This is a genomic window from Sphingobium agrisoli (assembly GCF_041877245.1).
GTDB lineage: Bacteria > Pseudomonadota > Alphaproteobacteria > Sphingomonadales > Sphingomonadaceae > Sphingobium.
In genome coordinates, this window is sequence record NZ_JBHDJI010000001.1 from 256,094 (window position 1) to 272,063 (window position 15,970).

The window sequence follows — 15,970 nt, forward strand, 5'->3', positions numbered from 1 at the left end:
AGAGATGATCATGAAAGTCGATTTCGGTGCATTCGATGGTGAGGTCGCAGGGCGCTTTGCGGTTGCACCTGTTGAAAGCCATGTCGTCAGCGAGACCGATCGGTTGACCGATGTCATCCTGTGCCCGCCGCATCATCTGTCCCCCGTCCCCTGCTGCGCCGTCACGCGTGCGACGATGGCGAACGGCTTTGCGACCGATACCGAGGAGGCACTGCGCCAGCATGAGAGGCTGGTGAGAACGCTGGAGCGGCATGGTGTGCGCTGCCATATGCTCGCACCGTCCCCCGATCTGCCCGACATGTGCTTCACGCGCGATGTTGGCGTGTCGACGCCGTGGGGCATGGTAGCCCTTAACCCCGCCATGCCGCATCGCCAGGGCGAGGTGGAGGCGCTGCTGCAAGTCTGCGTCGGCTGGAACCTCCCTGTACGGCGTATCTCGGCGGGACCGATGGAGGGCGGCGACATCTGCGTGGCGCGGGACGGACTCCTGATCCTCGGCCTGTCGGGCGAGCGGAGTTCTGCCGACGGCATCGCCGAGTTCGCGGCGCCGTTCAGAGCTGCAGGTTGGGACGTGCTCATCTGCCCCTTCGATGCCGACCATCTCCACCTCGACACCATCTTCTGCATGGTCGACGAAAATGAGGCGATCGGCTGCATCAAACTTTTGCAGCCGGCGTTCATCGAAGCGGTGCGTGAGCAGGGCATCAGGATCATGCCCATGCCCGCAAAACTCTCGTCATCGCTCGGCTGCAACATCCTCTCGCTGGGAGAGCGCCATGTCCTCACCAGCGCCGCCGACCCGGTCGTCGCGACCACGCTGCGGGCAGCGGGCTACAGCGTCGAGCAGATCGATATATCCCAGTTCGCCGCCTGCGGGGGAGGCATCCACTGCCTGACCCAGCCGCTACGCCGCGTCCCGGCCTGAAACCATATCATTCAAGCAGGAGGACCAATGAGCCAGACCATCGAGAGGCGCTTTGCCACCCGCGCCGAAGCCGAGAACGCGATCGAACTGCTGGTTCAGCAGCACGGGCTGGAACGAAGCGACATCTTCGTCGCCGCCGACGGGCCCGACAATAGCGCGGGCGAGGCGATCAGTGGCGGCGACGCATCCGCCCCGCTCGAAGAAGAGCGGGACGATGCGGCGCTGTATTCGCCTGTGCTGGTGTCGATCGACGTCAATGACGATGCGAAGGTGGCATTTGTGGAGCGCGCCCTGGCTGAAGCGGGGGCGGAGTAGGCGACAGCTTTGAGCGCGATGTCTTTTCGGCGCCTGAAGCATCCAACCTCCTGCGCCATGGCGGGGTGATGGGCTGACGAACCGGATCATGCCGATCAAATCGGTAGCCGGGTCATGCGTTTTTGCGAACCGATGCCTGCGCGATCACCTGGCGCGAGGCGGCGACGGCAGCACGCGCGCGGTCGAGATCGCTGACGCCCGCGCGCTGATCGTCGGCGCGCGGCACCTCCACCTCCACCAGCAGCGGGCGACCAAGCGCGCCAAGCAAGGGCGTCAGAGGGAAGGCGCCGGTGCCCGGCAGCGCGCGCGTCTTGACCGCCTCGCTCCAGCGCTGGTCGTCGGGGCAGGATGGCGGGCCGTCGGACAGTTGGACATAGGAAATGAGCTCGGCGTGGGCGGCGACGTCGGCGACCGTGCCGCCTTCACGGAACAGGTGGAGCGCATCGCACACGAGCGCCCCCGCCCCCGCCTCGCGCACGATCCGGGCCGCCTCGCCTATGGTCGCAACCGCCGAAAAGCGCATGAACTCCAGCCCCGCGACGATGCCGGACCCGTGCGCGAGATCGGCGAAGGCGGCGAAGCGCGCGGCGGCTTCGCCGGGGTCGGCGACGGCGTGGAGATGCGCGGTCGCGCGCGTCGCGCCAAGGCGCGCGCCGACATCGAGCGCGCGGGCGAAGGCGTCCCGATCCTCCGCCCCGTCGAGCGGGAACACTTCGAGATTGCCCGCGCTGACGCCACAATCGTCCATGCGCGCGCGCAGATCGGGCACGTCGGCGGCCGCCACGACGGGAAAGCGGCCGGCGGCGGCAGGCGGGATGAAGGTGAAGAGGCAGACATGCCCGCAGCCGGTGTCCGCCGCCAGCTCTACCAGCCGCACCGGCGTCGCGTCGAGCACGGTCAGATGATGCAGCGACAATGCGATGGCGTCGGTCTGGTGCATGGGCCTCTCCCCCTCTCTTTCCGCCATGCTAGGCGAGCCGCTGATAAAAAGACAGACATGGATGTCTTTTTTTCTGGTTCGCGATAGGATAGGCCGGAAGGCAAGCGATCCGCGCGACGGATCGCAGGCATGAGGAGAGACGCGACCGTGAGACGCCCCGCCGTGGACGAACCCACCCCCCAGGCGCTCAAGAGCATGCAAACGCGCGCGCGGCTCATCGATGCGACGATCCGGGTGCTGGTGCGCAACGGCTATGCCCGCACCACGACGCCGCAGGTCGCGCTGGAGGCCGGGCTGTCGCGGGGCGCGATGCTGCACCATTTCGAAAATGGCGTGTCGCTGATCAAGGAAACGATCATGCACCTCCACGAGCGGCGGCTGCACGCCTTTCGCCGCGCGGCCGAGCGCAATGCGCTCGACCATGGGGCGATGGTGCGAACCTATTGGCGGCAGATCCAGAAGCCCGCATTCGTCGCCTTCCACGAACTGGCGATCGCTGCGCGTACCAATGCTGAACTCGCCGCGATCCTGATGCCGCTCCAGGCAGAATTTCGCCAGCGTTTCGACAGCTTGGCGATGACGCTTTATCCCGACTGGCAAAGCGAGCCGGAGCGGTTCGCGCTCGCCATGGCGGTATCGCAGGCGACGATGGAGGGGATGGCGATCAACCTGATGACCGGCGCCATGGACGAGGCGCTGGTCGAGCCGGTGCTGGCCTCGCTGGAGGCGCAGCTCCACGCCCTGCGCCCGGTTCAGCCCGCGCTCGCCGCGTCCAGCCCCCAGCCGATCGCGCGGCGCAAAAGTTCATGAAAAATCGGGTAATTCCAGGCGCAGCGTTGCGGATGCGGCCAGAAAGGGCTGACCGGGAGCAGATCATAATGGCCCCGGCAATGGCCGAGCGTCAGGTAGAGGATGGCCCCTTCCCCCACGCGCCGTTCGTAGAGCACGGGCACCTGCGCCTCGTCCCAGTCGGCGTCGCGAAACTCGTCGCAGCGGCCGGTGAAGCTGGTGTGCAGCAGCACGTCGATATCGCCTGTGCGGTGGGTCAGGTAGAGTTCGTCCTCCACTCGGAAATCGCGCAGCCCGCGCGTCATGACATGATCGTCGCGGGTCACGAACACCTTGAACGGGGCGATCGGCGGATGCCCGGCAAAGCGCGTACCCAGCATCGCACTGAACGCGGGCACGACGTCGGGCGTGTCGACCACGCCGTCCGCGCCGAAGCGCAACACCGCGTTGGTGCCATGGAGCGCAAGCCAGCGCCCGCCGCGCCGCAGGAAGGCGTCGAGCGCGGCGACCTGTGCCGCGTCATCGGGCATGAGGTCGCAGGTGTAGGTGACGAGCAGGTCGGCAGCCGCCAGACTGGTAAGGTCGGCATAGTCCGACGCGACCGAGGTGCGGATGCGCGGCCGTTCGGCCAGCAGCTTGAGCAATTCGAGCCGGGCGAAATCAATGTCGTGATATTTCCCGGCGGCGATCAGATGAACCTTCATGATAACGGGCCTCCCGCTCGTGCGTACATGCGTGCGCGCCCGAGCCTAGGCCGGGAAAGGACGATGGCAATGGGGTGCGAGCGGCCATGAGCGGACGGGGACAGGGACCATTGGCGGGCGTGCGCGTGCTCGATCTCACTAGCGTGCTGATGGGGCCCTATGCGACGCAAATCTTCGCGGACCTGGGCGCGGACGTCATCAAGGTCGAAAGCCCGCAGGGCGATACCACCCGCTTCATCCCGCCCGGCCCGGACGCGTCGCGCGGAGCGATGTTCCTGAACGTCAATCGCGGCAAGCGGTCGGTTGTCATGGACCTGAAGCAGTCGGCGGCGCGCGACGCGCTGTTACGGCTGGCGGGGCAAGCGGACGTGTTCATCCATTCGATGCGGGCCAATGCGATCGGCCGCCTCGGCCTCGATTATGCGGCGCTGAGCGCGGCCAATCCCAAGATCATCTATGCCAATCTATACGGCTTCGCGCGCAACGGCCCCTATCGCGACTATCCCGCCTATGATGACATCGTGCAGGCCGCGTCGGGCATTGTCGACCTTCAGGCGCGGCTGTCGGGCGGGCAGCCGACCTATGCCGCGACGGTGATCGCCGATAAGGTGGCTGGGCTGACCGGCGCCTATTCGGTGATGGCGGCGCTCTTCGCGCGCGAACGCACCGGCGTCGGGCAGGAGATCGAGGTGCCGATGTTCGAGACTCTGGTGTCCTTCGCCATGGTCGAGCATCTGTGCGGATCGCTGTTCGTGCCGCCGCAGGGGCCGCCCGAATATCCGCGCGCGACGTCGGAAGCGCGCCGCCCCTATGCGACGGCGGACGGGCATATCGGCGTCATGATCTACAACGACAAGCATTGGCGCGCCTTCTTCGCCGAACTGGGCGATCCCGAATGGTCGCGCGATCCCATTTTCGCGTCGATGCGGTCGCGCACGCAGAATATCGGCACGGTGCTGGCCCGCGTCGCGCAGGTGATGGCGACGCGCACCACCGACGAATGGATGGCGCTGCTGCGCCGCGCGGAAATCCCCGCGACGCCGATCGCGACGCTGACCGACCTGCTCGACGACCCGCATCTGGCGCAGACGGGCTTCTGGGACGAGCGCGCGACGGAGATGGGGGCGATGCGCTTCCCCGGCATTCCGACCCGCTTTTCCGCCACTCCCGGCGCAATCGGTGACCCCGGCCCGGCGCTGGGCGGGGACAGCGAGGCGGTGATGCGCGAGGCGGGCTTTGCCGAGGCGGAGATCGCGGCACTCAAAGCCAGCGGCGCGATCGGCGGCGCGGCATGAGCGGGCCGGAAGCGCACTGGCGCGCGGCGCTGGCGCAGGGGCGGTTCCTGTTGCAGCGCACCGACGATGGCGCGGTCGTGTTTCCGCCGCGCGCGGTGGCGCCGGGCAGCGGCGCTGCGCTCCACTGGTTCGAGGCGTCGGGGCGCGGCACCGTTTACAGCCTGTCCTGGATCGCCCGCAAGCCGCCGCAAGACCCCTATCATGTCGCGCTCATCGACCTTGCCGAAGGCGCGCGGCTGATGAGCCGGGTTGAGGATGCGACGCCCGAGACGCTGCGCATCGGGCAGCGCGTGCGCGCTTTCATCGGCGGATCGGATGAGGAACCGCTGCTGCTGTTCCGGATGGAGGCGGACGCATGACCGACGCCTTTCCGCGCGGGCGGGCCGCGATCGCGGGGCTTGCGACCTTTGGCGTGGGCGAGATGCCGGGCTACAGCTCGATGGAACTGACGGCGGCGGCGGCGACGCGCGCAGTCGCCGACGCGGGCCTGACGCTGGGCGATGTCGACGCGCTGTTCGTGTGCCAGCCTGATGACTTCTTCGCCGGGCTGAGCTTTGCCGAGCATCTGGGCCTGCGCCCCGCCTACACCGACAACAACCGCACCGGCGGGTCGGCTTTCATGAGCCATATGGCGGTGGCGGCGCTGATGCTGGACGCCGGCTATATCGACTGCGCGCTGATCGCCTATGGCTCCAACCAGCGCAGCGCGGGGGGGAAGCTCAAGACCCGGATCACGCACAATCAGTGGGATGCGCCCTATGCGCCGCTGTTTCCGATGACATCCTATGCGCTGGCGGCGGCGCGGCACATGCACGACTATGGCACCACTCGCGCGCAGCTGGCGGCGGTGGCGCTGGCCGCGCGCGGATGGGCCGGCAGCAACCCCGAAGCCTTCGCGCGCGGGCCGCTGACGCTGGAGGAGTGCCTGTCGGCGCGGGTCATCAGTTCGCCGCTGTCGGCGCGCGACTGCTGCCTCGTCACCGACGGGGCCGCCGCGATCGTCATGACGCGTACCGATCGGGCGCGCGACCTGCGGCAGCCGCCCGTCCCGCTGCTGGGCGCGGCGGCGGCGACATGGTGGAACGCTGTGGCGCAGGGCGGTGACCTGACCGTCACGGCGGCGCGCGAATCGGGTGCGCGCGCCATGGCGATGGCGGGCGTGCGCCCGGCCGACATGGACGTGGTTCAGCTGTACGACGCCTTCACCATCAACACGATCCTGTTCCTTGAGGATCTGGGCTTTTGCGCCAAGGGCGAAGGTGGCCCGTTCGTCGCGAGCGGGGCGATTGCGCCGGGCGGCACGCTGCCCGTCAACACCAATGGGGGCGGCCTGTCCTGCTGTCATCCGGGCATGTACGGCCTCTTTGCCATCATCGAGGCGGCGCGCCAGATCCGGGGCGAGGCGGCGAACCAGCAGCCGCGTGTCGAGCTGGCGCTGGCGCATGGCAATGGCGGCGCGCTGTCGAGCCAGGCGACGGTCATTCTGGGGAGCATGGCGACGCTATGACGCAGGCGGGTCTCATCATCGAGCGGCGCGGACCGGTGCTGCTGCTCACCATCGACCGGGAACCGGTGCGCAACGCGCTCGACGCGGCGACGGCGCAGGCGATGGACGCGGCGGTGACGGCGGCGGAGGCCGATCCGGCGATCGGCGCGGTCGTGCTGACCGGCGCGGGGTCGCGCGCCTTCTGTTCGGGCATGGACCTGAAAGAAGCGGCGATCCACGGGGCGGGCCATGGCCTGATCCCCGACCGAGGCTTTGGCGGGCTTACCGAACGGCGGCGCACCAAGCCGCTGATCGCGGCGATCAACGGCACGGCGGTCGCGGGGGGCTTTGAAATCCTGCTGGCATGCGACCTGGTCTTTGCCGCCGACCATGCGATGATGGGTCTCAGCGAGGTGCGCCACGGGCTGTTCGCCTTTGCCGGCGGCATCCAGCGGCTCGCCCGGCAGGTGCCGCGCGCCACCGCGCTGGCGATGATCCTGACCGGCGAGTTGCTGCCCGCGCGGCGGCTGTACGAACTGGGCGTCGTGACCGAGGTGGTGCCGCGCGACCAGCTGCTCGACCGGACGCTGACGGTCACGCAGGCGATGCTCGGCCATAGCTGGACCGCGATCGCCAACGGGCTGAAGCTGCACGATCTGTCGGCGGGGATGGAGATCGGCCAGGCGCTCGCGGTCGGCAATGCCTGGGGAAAAGCGACGCTGGACAGTGCTGAAAGCGTGCGCGGAATCGCCGCCTTTTCGGCCAAAAGCACGGACGCTCGAGCTTCGCCATCGCAATAAAAAAGACAATCATGGTTGACTGTTTTATCGACAGGTCTAGGATGTCGGCAACCACAGTGCATGCGCGCTGAGTCCCCGTCCACGAGGCGGGCCGAGCCTTTGGGAGAGATGACATGCTGGATCTGGTGACGGATCAGAGGCCCGATAACGACTTCGCGCGCATGGATTATGAGCGCGACCGCAAGGCGCCGCCCGAGGGTTTTCCCAAGCTGCCCGACATTCCCGGATCGCGCTACACCGATGCCGAGTTCCTGCGCCTCGAACGCGAGATGATGTGGGATCGCGCCTGGCTCTATGCCGGGCATGTCGACCAGCTGCCCAATCCGGGGAGCTGGTTCCTGACGCGCAATTCGGGCGCGCCGGTCATTGTCGCTCGCACGCTGACGGGCGAGATCAAGGCGTTTTACAACACCTGCCAGCATCGCGGCGCGCCGCTCGTCACCGAGGAATCGGGCGAAGGGCGCGGGTTCGTGTGTGGCTATCACGGGTGGAGCTACACGCTCGACGGCAAGCTGACGGCGGTGCGCGACAAGCGCGATTTCGTCGATCTCGACTTTTCGTGCCGCTCGCTGGCGCAAGTGCGCTGCGAATTGCTGGGGTCGCTGATCTTCATCAACCGCGATCCCGACACGCAGCCGCTGATCGAGCATATCGGCCCGATGGCGGCGCAGCTCGACCAGTTCGAACTTGACCGGCTGCGCCTCGTCGACAGCCGCAGCTATGAGGTCGATTGCAACGTCAAGGTGCTGCTCGACGCGTTCCTGGAGGTCTATCACCTCAAGTCGATCCATGTCGACACGGTGGACCGCTTCCTCGACCACCGGGCGATGATCGTGACACTCTGGCCCAACGGGCACAGCCGCATGGCGACCCCGAACCGCCGGCCCGACTGGGTCGATCCGGGGACGGTGGGGATGCCGGAGATCCCGTCGATCACCGCGTTTCCCGCGAAGAACAATGTCAGTTACCAGATCTATCCCAATTTCGTGATGCCCCCCGCCCCCACCGGCATCCCGATCCTGCAATTCTGGCCGATTGGCCCCAAAAAGTCGCGCGTGGTGTCGAGCTGGCTTGCGCCCGACCATGATCCGGCCAACCCCCATCCGCTCTGGCCCACGCGCCTCGCCAACTGGGAGCGCATTCTGTACGAAGACCTGCAATATGCGCCGCAGATCCAGGAATCGCTGGAGAGTCCGGGCTTCAAGGGGATGCCGCTCAACTATCAGGAGCGGCGCATCTATCACTGGCACGAGGAACTGGACCGGCGCATCGGGCTGAACCGCGTGCCCGAACATGCCCGGGTCGAACAGGTGCTGGGCGATTGGGTCCAGCGCGACTGAGCCAACCCCCAAGACAGGAGAGCGGCATGGCCGATCTGACAGGCAAGGTCGCCGTGGTGATGGGCGCCGCGAACCGCGACAATATGGCGCAGGTGATCGCCCGGCGGCTCCATGCCGATGGCGCGCGCATCGTGGTGGCGGGGCGCCGGCCCGAAGCGCTGGAGGCGCTGGCGCACGAACTGGACGGGCTGGCGGTCAGCGAGTGCGACCTGACCAGCGAGGCCGATCTCGCCCGGCTGGCGCAGGCGGCGGTCGAGCGGTTCGGCGGGGTGGACATTGCGGTCAACGCGACCGGGTGGGGGCTGCTCAAACCCTTTCTCGACACGACGAAGGAGGAGATCGAAAAGATCACCGCGCTGCAATTCACCGGCGCGATCCTCTTCTATCAGGCGATGTTGCGGGTGATGCGGCCGGGCGGATCGCTGATCCAGATTTCCTCGGCCACCGCGACCATCATGCTGGAGGACCACGCCGCCTATATGGGGACGAAGGCGGGCGCGGATCATGTCATACGCTGCATCGCCAACGAGTTCGGCCCGCGCGGCATCCGCGCCAATTCGGTCGCGCCCGGCTTTACCGCCACGCCGATGACGCAGCAGGCGGCCAAGAACCAGGCGATCGTCGACACCTTCGCCAAGGAATATCCGCTCGGCCGCGTGGGCACGAGCGAGGATATTGCCGAAGCGGTGTCTTGGCTGGCGAGCGACGCCTGCTTCATGACCGGCCAGACACTCCAGGTGAATGGCGGCCTGACGCTGCGGCGCAATCCCACCAATGCCGAAATCGTGCAGGCCGTGAAGGCGGCGCGCGCGGCGCGATGATCCGCGGGGTGCATCACCTCGCCATCTCCACGCCCGACCTTGACCGGTTCGTCGATCATTATCAGCGCTGGTTCGGGTTCGAGGCGTTGGGCGGCGGCGGATGGGAGGCGGGGAACGCGCGGATCGACCGCATGGTGGGCCTGACCGACAGCGCGGCGCGCTACGCCTTTCTGCGGCTCGGCAACATGCATATCGAAGTGTTCGACTATCGCAGCAACGATCCGGTCGATGTGCGGCCGCGCATGTGCGACCGGGGGATCACGCATCTGTGCCTCTATTGCGACGATGTGTTCGCCGAATATGACCGGCTGATCGCGCTGGGCATGACGTTCAACGGGCCGCCCGGCGGAACCGCCGCCACTCGGGCCACCTATGGCTATGATTGCGACGGCAATGTCGTCGAACTGCTCCAGATCGTCGACCCGCAATGCAGTTTCCGCTTCGAAGAGGTCCGCCCCGTCTGCTAGGCGGCAGGACCGTTTCCCTCTGGAAGGTCATGCCTTGCCCGCCGCCAACCCTTACCCCGACGATCCCGCGCTAGAACGCCATGCCGCCTATGCCTTCGAGCAGGTGGGCGAGGACAGGTTCCGTGTGCAGCCCAGCCCAAGCGGCCTGCTGCGCCTGTTCGGCGGCGCGGTGCTGTCGCAATGCCTGGCGGCGGCGCAACGGACGGTGCCCGGCGACCGGATCGTCCACAGCCTGCACGCCTATTTCCTGAAGCCCGGCCTCGTCGATCGGCCGCTCGATTGCGCGGTGACGCGCGAGAGCGACGGGCGCAGCTTTGCCAGCCGCACGGTCCGCATGACGCAGGACGGGCAGCCGATCGTCCACATGATGGCGTCGTTCAAGACGCGCGAGGATGCGCCGCGTCACGCCGTCGCGATTCCCGATGTGCCGCCGCCCGACGCGCTCGAAAGCATGGATGATCTGATCGCCCGCCATGGGGACCGCATGCCCGAGCGGCATCGCCCCTTCTGGCGACGGCGGCAGATGTTCGATTGGCGGCCGGTCGGCCGGTTCCGCCTCGACGACGACGGGGTCGGCCCGGCCGGCCGCGCGCTGTGGTTCCGCCTCAACGGCACCGAGGATGGTCCCGCGCCTGTGCAGCAGCGGCTTTTGACCTATGCGTCGGACATGCATATCTTCCACACCGCGCTCGTCCCGCTCGGACTGAACTGGTCGAGCGACTTTCTGCAAAGCAGCAGCCTCGACCACGCGCTCTGGTTCCACGACGATTTCCGGGTCGACGACTGGCTGCTCTACGTGCTCGAAAGCCCGGCCGCGTCCAATGCGCTGGCCCTGGCACAGGGGCATATCTTTCGCCGCGACGGTCGGCTGGTCGCGACCGTCAGCCAACAGGGGCTGGTCCGGGTGCTGGAGGAAAAACGCGAGGGCAAGCTATGACACAGGATGCCGTGGCGCGCGCGCCGTTCCGCACGTTCGAGGATCTGGCGGTTGGCGAACGGCGCCGCTCGGCCGAACGACAGGTGAGCCAGGAGGAGATGCTGGACTTCGCCCGCCGCTACGACCCGCAATGGTTCCACACCGATCCGCAGGCGGCGACGCAGTCGGTGTTCGGCGAAGTGGTGGCGAGCGGCATCCATGTCCTCGCGCTGTGGCGGCAGATGGATCATGAGATCAATTGGGACATCGATTGGGTGTGCGGCATCGGCTGGGACGAACTGCGCCTGCGCCGCGCGATCCGGGCGGGCGACCGCATCCATGTGACGAGCGAGATCGTCAGCCTCGAACCCTCGCAGAGCCGGGACGATCGCGGCACGGCAATGACCCGCTATGCCGTGGTGCTGGCCGACGGGACCGAGGCAGTGACGTTCACCAGCATCAACCTGGTCTATACCCGCGCCGGGCGGGCGCGGATGGCCGCCCCGCCCGCCTGACGCCGTTCAGCGCCGCTGGTCGAAGCGGCGGCCCAGCATGGCGCTGGCGATATTGGTCTTCTGAATGTCGATCGCGCCGCCGGCAATGCCCCAGCCCCAGCTGTCGCGCAGTCGCCGTTCCATCGGAAAATCCTTGGAATAGCCATAGGCGCCCATCAGTTGCAGCGCGTCGCCCGTCACCTCGCGCGCGATGGTGTTGGCAAAGCATTTGCCGGTCGAGCTGTGCAGCACCGACGGCAGCCCGTCCTCCGCCAGCGACGCCGCGCGCCAGATGAGCAGGCGCGCGGCCTCCACCTTCATCTGCATTTCTGCGAGCTTGATCTGCACCGCCTGGAAATCGGCGATGGGCTTCCCGAACTGCTTGCGCTCGAGCACATAGGCGCTGACATCCTCCAGCGCGCCCGACGCCTGCGCCAGCGACATGGTGGCGTTGCCGCAGCGTTCGAGGTCGAACGCCTCCATCAGCTTCTTGAAGCCGCCGTCGGCGGGCACGATGATGTTGTCGACCGGCACTTCGCATTCGTCGAAATAGAGGTCGGACGAGGGAATGCCGCGAAAGCCCATCAACTGCTCGTTGGGGCCGAAGGTGAGGCCGGGTGCGTCCTTTTCCACCAACACCGCGCCGATCCCCTTCGCCCCCGGCGCGTCGGACAGGCGGCAATAGACGACATAGGCATCGGCATGGCCGCCGCCCGAGCACCAGCGCTTGGTGCCGTTGATGACGACGCGGTCGCCGCGGATGGTGCCGGTGGTCTTGAGGTCGGTGAGCGCGCTGCCCGCGTCAGGCTCCGACATCGACACCGCGACCACCATGTCGCCCGCGCAGACGGCGGGCACGATGCGGCGGCGCAGGCTGTCGGACGCGAAATGTTCGATCGCGCGCACCGGGCCGACCGATGATTCGAAGATCGGGAAGCCGACGGCCGACGAAATCTTGCCGAACTCCTCCAGCACGATCAGCGCCTCGATATTGCCGAGATCAAGGCCGCCCAGATCGGCCGACACGTTGATGCCGAGAAAGCCCATCTCGGCATAGCGTTTGACGAGCGCGCGGCTGGGCGGCCGGTTGTCGCGTTCCAGTTCGGCCGCGATCGCGGGCAGTTCGGCGCGGGCGAAGGCACGGGCGGCTTCCTGAAGCTGGCGCTGGTCGTCGGTCAGTTGAAAATGCATGGGTTCGCCCTTCAAAGCAGATGGGGCTGTTCGATCAGCCGAGCGAGCGCGGCCATGAAGCGGCCGCCATCGGCCCCGTCGATCGCGCGATGGTCGCAGGACAGCGACAGGTGCAGCACGGGCACGATGCGGATCGCGCCGTCATCGTCGACGGGTTCGGGCCGCGCCGCGCCCACCGCCAGGATCGCGCCCTGCGGCGGGTTGATGATGGCGTCGAACTGTTCCACCCCGAAACTGCCGAGGTTGGACACCGAAAAGCTGCCACCACTGAACTCCTCGGGCTTGAGCTTCCCGCTGCGCGCGCGTTGCGCCAGCGCCTTCATCCGCGCGTTGATGTCGCCCAGCGACAGGTCGTCCGCGCCGAACAGGATCGGCGTCACCAGCCCCTTTTCGGTGGCGACCGCGACGGCGATGTCGGCCCCGGCGAAGCGATGCACGTCATTACCATGGACCTGGATGTTGAGCGCGGGCACTTCCATCAGCGCGAGCGCGCAGGCCCGCACGATATAGTCGTTGACGCTCGGCCGCTCCCCGCCCGCCAGCACCGCGCGCACGGCCAGCAGGCGGTCGGCGCGCACGCGGCGGCGGACGTAGAAATGCGGGATCTGTTGCTTGGCCTCGGTCAGCCGCCGGGCGATCGTGCGGCGCATCGAGGACATGGGCAGGACGTCGGCGGCACTCGCCTGCGCGGACGCGGCCGGCGTAGGTGGCGGCGGCGGGGCCGTAGGCGCCTGCGCAGCGGGCGGGGGCGCGGGTTCGGGCGGGGGCGATTGGTCGAGCAGCGCCAGCACGTCGTCGCGCCGCACCTTGCCGCGCGCCCCCGTCCCCGCGATGGTCGCGAGGTCCAGCCCGTTCAGGCTGGCAAGACGCCGCGCGACCGGGGTGGAGAGCACGGCGCTGGGCGGCGTGGGCGCGAACGGTCCGGCGAGCGGCACACTTGGCGCGGGGCGGCCGGCCTGATGCACGTCCTGGGCAAAGATGCGGCCGTTGCGGCCCGACCCCTGCACCTGATTAAGGTCGACGCCCATGCGCTGCGCCTCCGCAATGGCGACGGGGCTCGCCGACACGCCGGGGGGCAGCGGCGCGGGCGCGGCCGGGGCGACGGGCTGCGCTTCGGCGGGCGCGGCGACCGGGCCGTCGGGGTCGAAGCCGGTATCGGACGGGCGGAAGGCGGCGACCAGCGCGTCGATCTCCGCCGCGCTCGCTTCCCCGCCATCGCTCAGCACCGCGAGCAGCGCACCGACCGGATAGGTCTGCCCCGCCTGCGCGATGATGCGGACGAAGCGGCCGTCCTTTTCGGCCTCCACCTCATTGGTGATCTTGTCGGTTTCGATGAGGGTCAGGACCGTGCCCTTCGCGAAGGGCGCATTTTCCGCGACCATCCATTCGGCGATGGTCCCTTCGGCCATTTCGATGCCCCATTTCGGCATCGTGAAGGGGGTGAGTGTGGTCATCCGCCCGCCCCTTTTCAGCGGAAGGCGAGGACGCGGCGCACCGCTTCCTCGATCTTCTGCGGAGACGGCACCCAGGCGCGCTCCAGGCTGCGGGCGAAGGGCACGGGGCTGTGCGGCGCGGTGACCATCGCGGGTGGCGCCTTGAGGCTGGTGAAGGCGCGCGCGCTCACCATCGCGGCGATGTCGGCGGCGAGGCTGCATCGCGGCGTGCTTTCGTCGACCACGACGAGCCGCCCGGTCTGTTCGACCGATTCGAGGATCGCGTCCTCGTCAAGCGGGCTGGTGGTGCGCAGGTCGAGCAGGTCCATGCCGATGCCGTCGGCCGCCAGCTTGTCCGCCGCCTTTTCCGAAAAGCTGACCATTCGGCCGCAGGCGACGACGGTGACGTCGCCCCCTTCGCGCACCACACGCGCCTCGCCGAAGCGCTGGCGGTGGTCGCCATCGGGCACCTCGCCCTTCACGCCGTAGAGCGTCTTGTGTTCGAAGAACATGACCGGATCTTCGCCGCGCAGCGCTTCGGTCAGCAGGCCCTTGGCATCTGCCGGCGTGGTGGGCAGCACGACCTTCAGCCCCGGCATCGCCGTCAGCATGGCATAGACCGACTGACTATGCTGCGCGGCGGTCTGCATCCCCGCGCCATAGACCAGCCGCACGACCGCCGGGCAGCGCGCCTTGCCGCCGAACATGTAGCGGAACTTGGCCATCTGGTTCCAAATCTGGTCGAGGCTGACCCCTACGAAATCGGCGAACATCAGTTCGGCGACCGGGCGCTTGCCCGACAATGCCGCGCCCGCCGCCGCGCCAATGATCGCGCTTTCGCTGATCGGCGTGTCGATCACGCGGTCAGGCCCGAACTTGGCCCAGAGGCCGGGGCTGGTGCCCCAGATGCCGCCGATCGCCTCCGGCCCGCCGGCCGTGCCGTTGCCGCCCACCACATCCTCGCCCAGCAGGATGATGTCGGAGTCGCGCTCCATTTCCGCGTGCAGCGTGGATACGATCGCATCGCGGATGTTCATGATGGCCATGTGCCGGTCCCCTTCCGCTCAGCAATATTCGGCATAGACGTCGTCGGCGACGCTGGCCGGGTCCGGCTCCGCATCGGCGCGCGCCTGCGCGACCGCGTCGTCGATCAGCGCGGCGACCTCGGCGTCGATGGCGTCGAGCGCGGCGGCGTCGAGCCAGCCTTCGGCCGTGACGCGCGCGCGGAACGCGGTCAGGCAATCGCGCTCGGCGCGGATGCGCTCGATCTCGCCCTTGCCACGGTAGCGTTGCGGGTCACCCTCGAAATGGCCGAAATAGCGTTCGGTATCGAGCTCGATCGCGGCCGGGCCATGGCCCGCGCGCACATGCTCCAGCAGTTGCGCGAACGCTTCATAGGTCGAAAAAAAGTCGCAGCCATTGGCGCGCCACGCCTTCATGCCAAATCCTTCGGCGCGGCTGGCGATGTCGCGCGCGGTGCCCACGGCATAGGCGTCGCCGGTATGTTCGGAATAATGGTTGTTTTCGAACACGAAGATCGCCGGCGCCTTCGTCACCACCGCCAGGTTCATCGCCTCGAACGTCGTGCCCTGGTTGCAGGCGCCGTCGCCCGAAAAGGCGATTCCGACCCGGCCCTTGCCGTCGATCTTCGCCGCCAGCGCCGCGCCGACCGCCTGCGGCGCGCCGCCGCCCACGATGCCGTTCGCGCCCAGCATCCCCACATCGAGGTCGGCGATGTGCATCGACCCTGCCCGCCCCTTGCACAGGCCGCCGGCGCGGCCGTAGATTTCCTTCATCATGCCGACCACGTCGCAGCCCTTGGCGATGCAATGGCCATGGCCGCGATGGGTGGACACGATCTTGTCCTCGACACCCAGCTGTTCGCAAATGCCGACCGCGACCGCTTCCTGCCCGGCATAGAGATGGGTGAAGCCGCCGATCTCGCCGGTCTTGATCTCGTCATGCAGCCGTTCCTCGAAGACGCGGATGGTCTTCATCATCCGGTAGGCGCTGAGCAGCTGGTCGCTGGTGAGCGGTGTCATAGTCTCTCCCTG

The 15,970-nt window shown here is 67.8% G+C and carries 18 protein-coding genes; 12 read left to right on the top strand and 6 right to left on the bottom strand.

The window, feature by feature from the left end:
- Nucleotides 1-10: 10 nt before the first annotated feature.
- Together ACETPF_RS01155 and ACETPF_RS01160 are read left to right on the top strand one after the other, a co-directional pair.
- Nucleotides 11-925 (top strand): dimethylarginine dimethylaminohydrolase family protein, encoded by a 915-nt coding sequence (locus tag ACETPF_RS01155; RefSeq protein WP_373932433.1) that lies wholly within the window; start codon nucleotides 11-13, stop codon nucleotides 923-925.
- A 27-nt stretch (nucleotides 926-952) separates the two neighbouring features.
- The gene (locus ACETPF_RS01160; protein WP_373932434.1) at nucleotides 953-1,240 is read left to right on the top strand and encodes a hypothetical protein; all 288 of its coding nucleotides are present in this window, start codon (nucleotides 953-955) and stop codon (nucleotides 1,238-1,240) included.
- A gap of 112 nt (nucleotides 1,241-1,352) precedes the next feature.
- Here ACETPF_RS01160 and ACETPF_RS01165 read toward each other — a convergent pair whose 3' ends face one another.
- A complete protein-coding gene (locus ACETPF_RS01165; RefSeq protein WP_373932435.1) occupies nucleotides 1,353-2,180 on the bottom strand; it encodes a sugar phosphate isomerase/epimerase family protein in 828 nt (275 codons plus the stop codon).
- A gap of 147 nt (nucleotides 2,181-2,327) precedes the next feature.
- Here ACETPF_RS01165 and ACETPF_RS01170 point away from each other — a divergent pair, with 147 nt between their 5' ends.
- Nucleotides 2,328-2,990, top strand: coding sequence for a TetR/AcrR family transcriptional regulator (locus ACETPF_RS01170; RefSeq protein WP_373932436.1), 663 nt, complete (start codon nucleotides 2,328-2,330; stop codon nucleotides 2,988-2,990).
- On the opposite strand, the gene ACETPF_RS01175 is transcribed toward ACETPF_RS01170, so the two are convergent.
- Entirely contained in the window at nucleotides 2,933-3,673 is a 741-nt protein-coding gene (locus ACETPF_RS01175) for a ThuA domain-containing protein (protein ID WP_373932437.1), read from the bottom strand. The genes ACETPF_RS01170 and ACETPF_RS01175 overlap by 58 nt on opposite strands.
- A gap of 86 nt (nucleotides 3,674-3,759) precedes the next feature.
- Here ACETPF_RS01175 and ACETPF_RS01180 point away from each other — a divergent pair, with 86 nt between their 5' ends.
- The 9 genes from ACETPF_RS01180 to ACETPF_RS01220 all read left to right on the top strand — a co-directional run bounded on the left by ACETPF_RS01180 (nucleotide 3,760) and on the right by ACETPF_RS01220 (nucleotide 11,313).
- Nucleotides 3,760-4,968, top strand: coding sequence for a CaiB/BaiF CoA transferase family protein (locus tag ACETPF_RS01180; RefSeq protein ID WP_373932438.1), 1,209 nt, complete (start codon nucleotides 3,760-3,762; stop codon nucleotides 4,966-4,968).
- A complete protein-coding gene (locus ACETPF_RS01185; protein ID WP_373932439.1) occupies nucleotides 4,965-5,327 on the top strand; it encodes a Zn-ribbon domain-containing OB-fold protein in 363 nt (120 codons plus the stop codon). Before ACETPF_RS01180 ends, ACETPF_RS01185 begins: the two co-directional genes overlap by 4 nt.
- Nucleotides 5,324-6,475 (top strand): acetyl-CoA acetyltransferase, encoded by a 1,152-nt coding sequence (locus tag ACETPF_RS01190; protein ID WP_373932440.1) that lies wholly within the window; start codon nucleotides 5,324-5,326, stop codon nucleotides 6,473-6,475. The genes ACETPF_RS01185 and ACETPF_RS01190 overlap by 4 nt, the downstream gene beginning before the upstream one ends.
- A complete protein-coding gene (locus tag ACETPF_RS01195; RefSeq protein ID WP_373932441.1) occupies nucleotides 6,472-7,254 on the top strand; it encodes an enoyl-CoA hydratase/isomerase family protein in 783 nt (260 codons plus the stop codon). Before ACETPF_RS01190 ends, ACETPF_RS01195 begins: the two co-directional genes overlap by 4 nt.
- 113 nt (nucleotides 7,255-7,367) lie before the next feature.
- Nucleotides 7,368-8,594: an aromatic ring-hydroxylating oxygenase subunit alpha gene (locus tag ACETPF_RS01200; protein WP_373932442.1), complete on the top strand. Its 1,227-nt coding sequence runs from the start codon at nucleotides 7,368-7,370 to the stop codon at nucleotides 8,592-8,594.
- Nucleotides 8,595-8,620: 26 nt separating this feature from the next.
- Nucleotides 8,621-9,415: an SDR family oxidoreductase gene (locus tag ACETPF_RS01205; RefSeq protein WP_373932443.1), complete on the top strand. Its 795-nt coding sequence runs from the start codon at nucleotides 8,621-8,623 to the stop codon at nucleotides 9,413-9,415.
- Nucleotides 9,412-9,882: a VOC family protein gene (locus ACETPF_RS01210; protein WP_373932444.1), complete on the top strand. Its 471-nt coding sequence runs from the start codon at nucleotides 9,412-9,414 to the stop codon at nucleotides 9,880-9,882. Before ACETPF_RS01205 ends, ACETPF_RS01210 begins: the two co-directional genes overlap by 4 nt.
- A 34-nt stretch (nucleotides 9,883-9,916) precedes the next feature.
- Entirely contained in the window at nucleotides 9,917-10,819 is a 903-nt protein-coding gene (locus ACETPF_RS01215) for an acyl-CoA thioesterase (protein WP_373932445.1), read from the top strand.
- Nucleotides 10,816-11,313, top strand: coding sequence for a MaoC/PaaZ C-terminal domain-containing protein (locus ACETPF_RS01220; protein WP_373932446.1), 498 nt, complete (start codon nucleotides 10,816-10,818; stop codon nucleotides 11,311-11,313). The genes ACETPF_RS01215 and ACETPF_RS01220 overlap by 4 nt, the downstream gene beginning before the upstream one ends.
- 6 nt (nucleotides 11,314-11,319) lie before the next feature.
- Here the strand turns inward: ACETPF_RS01220 and ACETPF_RS01225 are convergent, their stop codons facing one another.
- From ACETPF_RS01225 to ACETPF_RS01240, 4 genes are read right to left on the bottom strand one after another with little or no spacing between them, the layout of a single operon-like run.
- The gene (locus tag ACETPF_RS01225; RefSeq protein WP_373932447.1) at nucleotides 11,320-12,483 is read right to left on the bottom strand and encodes an acyl-CoA dehydrogenase family protein; all 1,164 of its coding nucleotides are present in this window, start codon (nucleotides 12,481-12,483) and stop codon (nucleotides 11,320-11,322) included.
- Nucleotides 12,484-12,494: 11 nt separating this feature from the next.
- Nucleotides 12,495-13,937, bottom strand: a complete 1,443-nt coding sequence (locus tag ACETPF_RS01230) for a dihydrolipoamide acetyltransferase family protein (RefSeq protein ID WP_373932448.1) — start codon at nucleotides 13,935-13,937, stop codon at nucleotides 12,495-12,497.
- Between the two features lie 14 nt (nucleotides 13,938-13,951).
- Nucleotides 13,952-14,962 (bottom strand): alpha-ketoacid dehydrogenase subunit beta, encoded by a 1,011-nt coding sequence (locus ACETPF_RS01235; protein ID WP_373932449.1) that lies wholly within the window; start codon nucleotides 14,960-14,962, stop codon nucleotides 13,952-13,954.
- Between the two features lie 18 nt (nucleotides 14,963-14,980).
- On the bottom strand, nucleotides 14,981-15,958 hold the full coding sequence (locus ACETPF_RS01240) for a thiamine pyrophosphate-dependent dehydrogenase E1 component subunit alpha (RefSeq protein WP_373932450.1): 978 nt from the start codon (nucleotides 15,956-15,958) through the stop codon (nucleotides 14,981-14,983).
- Nucleotides 15,959-15,970 lie beyond the last annotated feature (12 nt).

Coding starts and splice junctions, on each gene's coding strand:
- ACETPF_RS01240 (WP_373932450.1), bottom strand. CDS start 15,958: ATGACACCGCTCACCAGCGACCAGCTGCTCAGCGCCTACCGGATGATG.
- ACETPF_RS01180 (WP_373932438.1), top strand. CDS start 3,760: ATGAGCGGACGGGGACAGGGACCATTGGCGGGCGTGCGCGTGCTCGAT.
- ACETPF_RS01200 (WP_373932442.1), top strand. CDS start 7,368: ATGCTGGATCTGGTGACGGATCAGAGGCCCGATAACGACTTCGCGCGC.
- ACETPF_RS01190 (WP_373932440.1), top strand. CDS start 5,324: ATGACCGACGCCTTTCCGCGCGGGCGGGCCGCGATCGCGGGGCTTGCG.
- ACETPF_RS01165 (WP_373932435.1), bottom strand. CDS start 2,180: ATGCACCAGACCGACGCCATCGCATTGTCGCTGCATCATCTGACCGTG.
- ACETPF_RS01205 (WP_373932443.1), top strand. CDS start 8,621: ATGGCCGATCTGACAGGCAAGGTCGCCGTGGTGATGGGCGCCGCGAAC.
- ACETPF_RS01210 (WP_373932444.1), top strand. CDS start 9,412: ATGATCCGCGGGGTGCATCACCTCGCCATCTCCACGCCCGACCTTGAC.
- ACETPF_RS01155 (WP_373932433.1), top strand. CDS start 11: ATGAAAGTCGATTTCGGTGCATTCGATGGTGAGGTCGCAGGGCGCTTT.
- ACETPF_RS01160 (WP_373932434.1), top strand. CDS start 953: ATGAGCCAGACCATCGAGAGGCGCTTTGCCACCCGCGCCGAAGCCGAG.
- ACETPF_RS01220 (WP_373932446.1), top strand. CDS start 10,816: ATGACACAGGATGCCGTGGCGCGCGCGCCGTTCCGCACGTTCGAGGAT.
- ACETPF_RS01185 (WP_373932439.1), top strand. CDS start 4,965: ATGAGCGGGCCGGAAGCGCACTGGCGCGCGGCGCTGGCGCAGGGGCGG.
- ACETPF_RS01195 (WP_373932441.1), top strand. CDS start 6,472: ATGACGCAGGCGGGTCTCATCATCGAGCGGCGCGGACCGGTGCTGCTG.
- ACETPF_RS01230 (WP_373932448.1), bottom strand. CDS start 13,937: ATGACCACACTCACCCCCTTCACGATGCCGAAATGGGGCATCGAAATG.
- ACETPF_RS01235 (WP_373932449.1), bottom strand. CDS start 14,962: ATGGCCATCATGAACATCCGCGATGCGATCGTATCCACGCTGCACGCG.
- ACETPF_RS01225 (WP_373932447.1), bottom strand. CDS start 12,483: ATGCATTTTCAACTGACCGACGACCAGCGCCAGCTTCAGGAAGCCGCC.
- ACETPF_RS01175 (WP_373932437.1), bottom strand. CDS start 3,673: ATGAAGGTTCATCTGATCGCCGCCGGGAAATATCACGACATTGATTTC.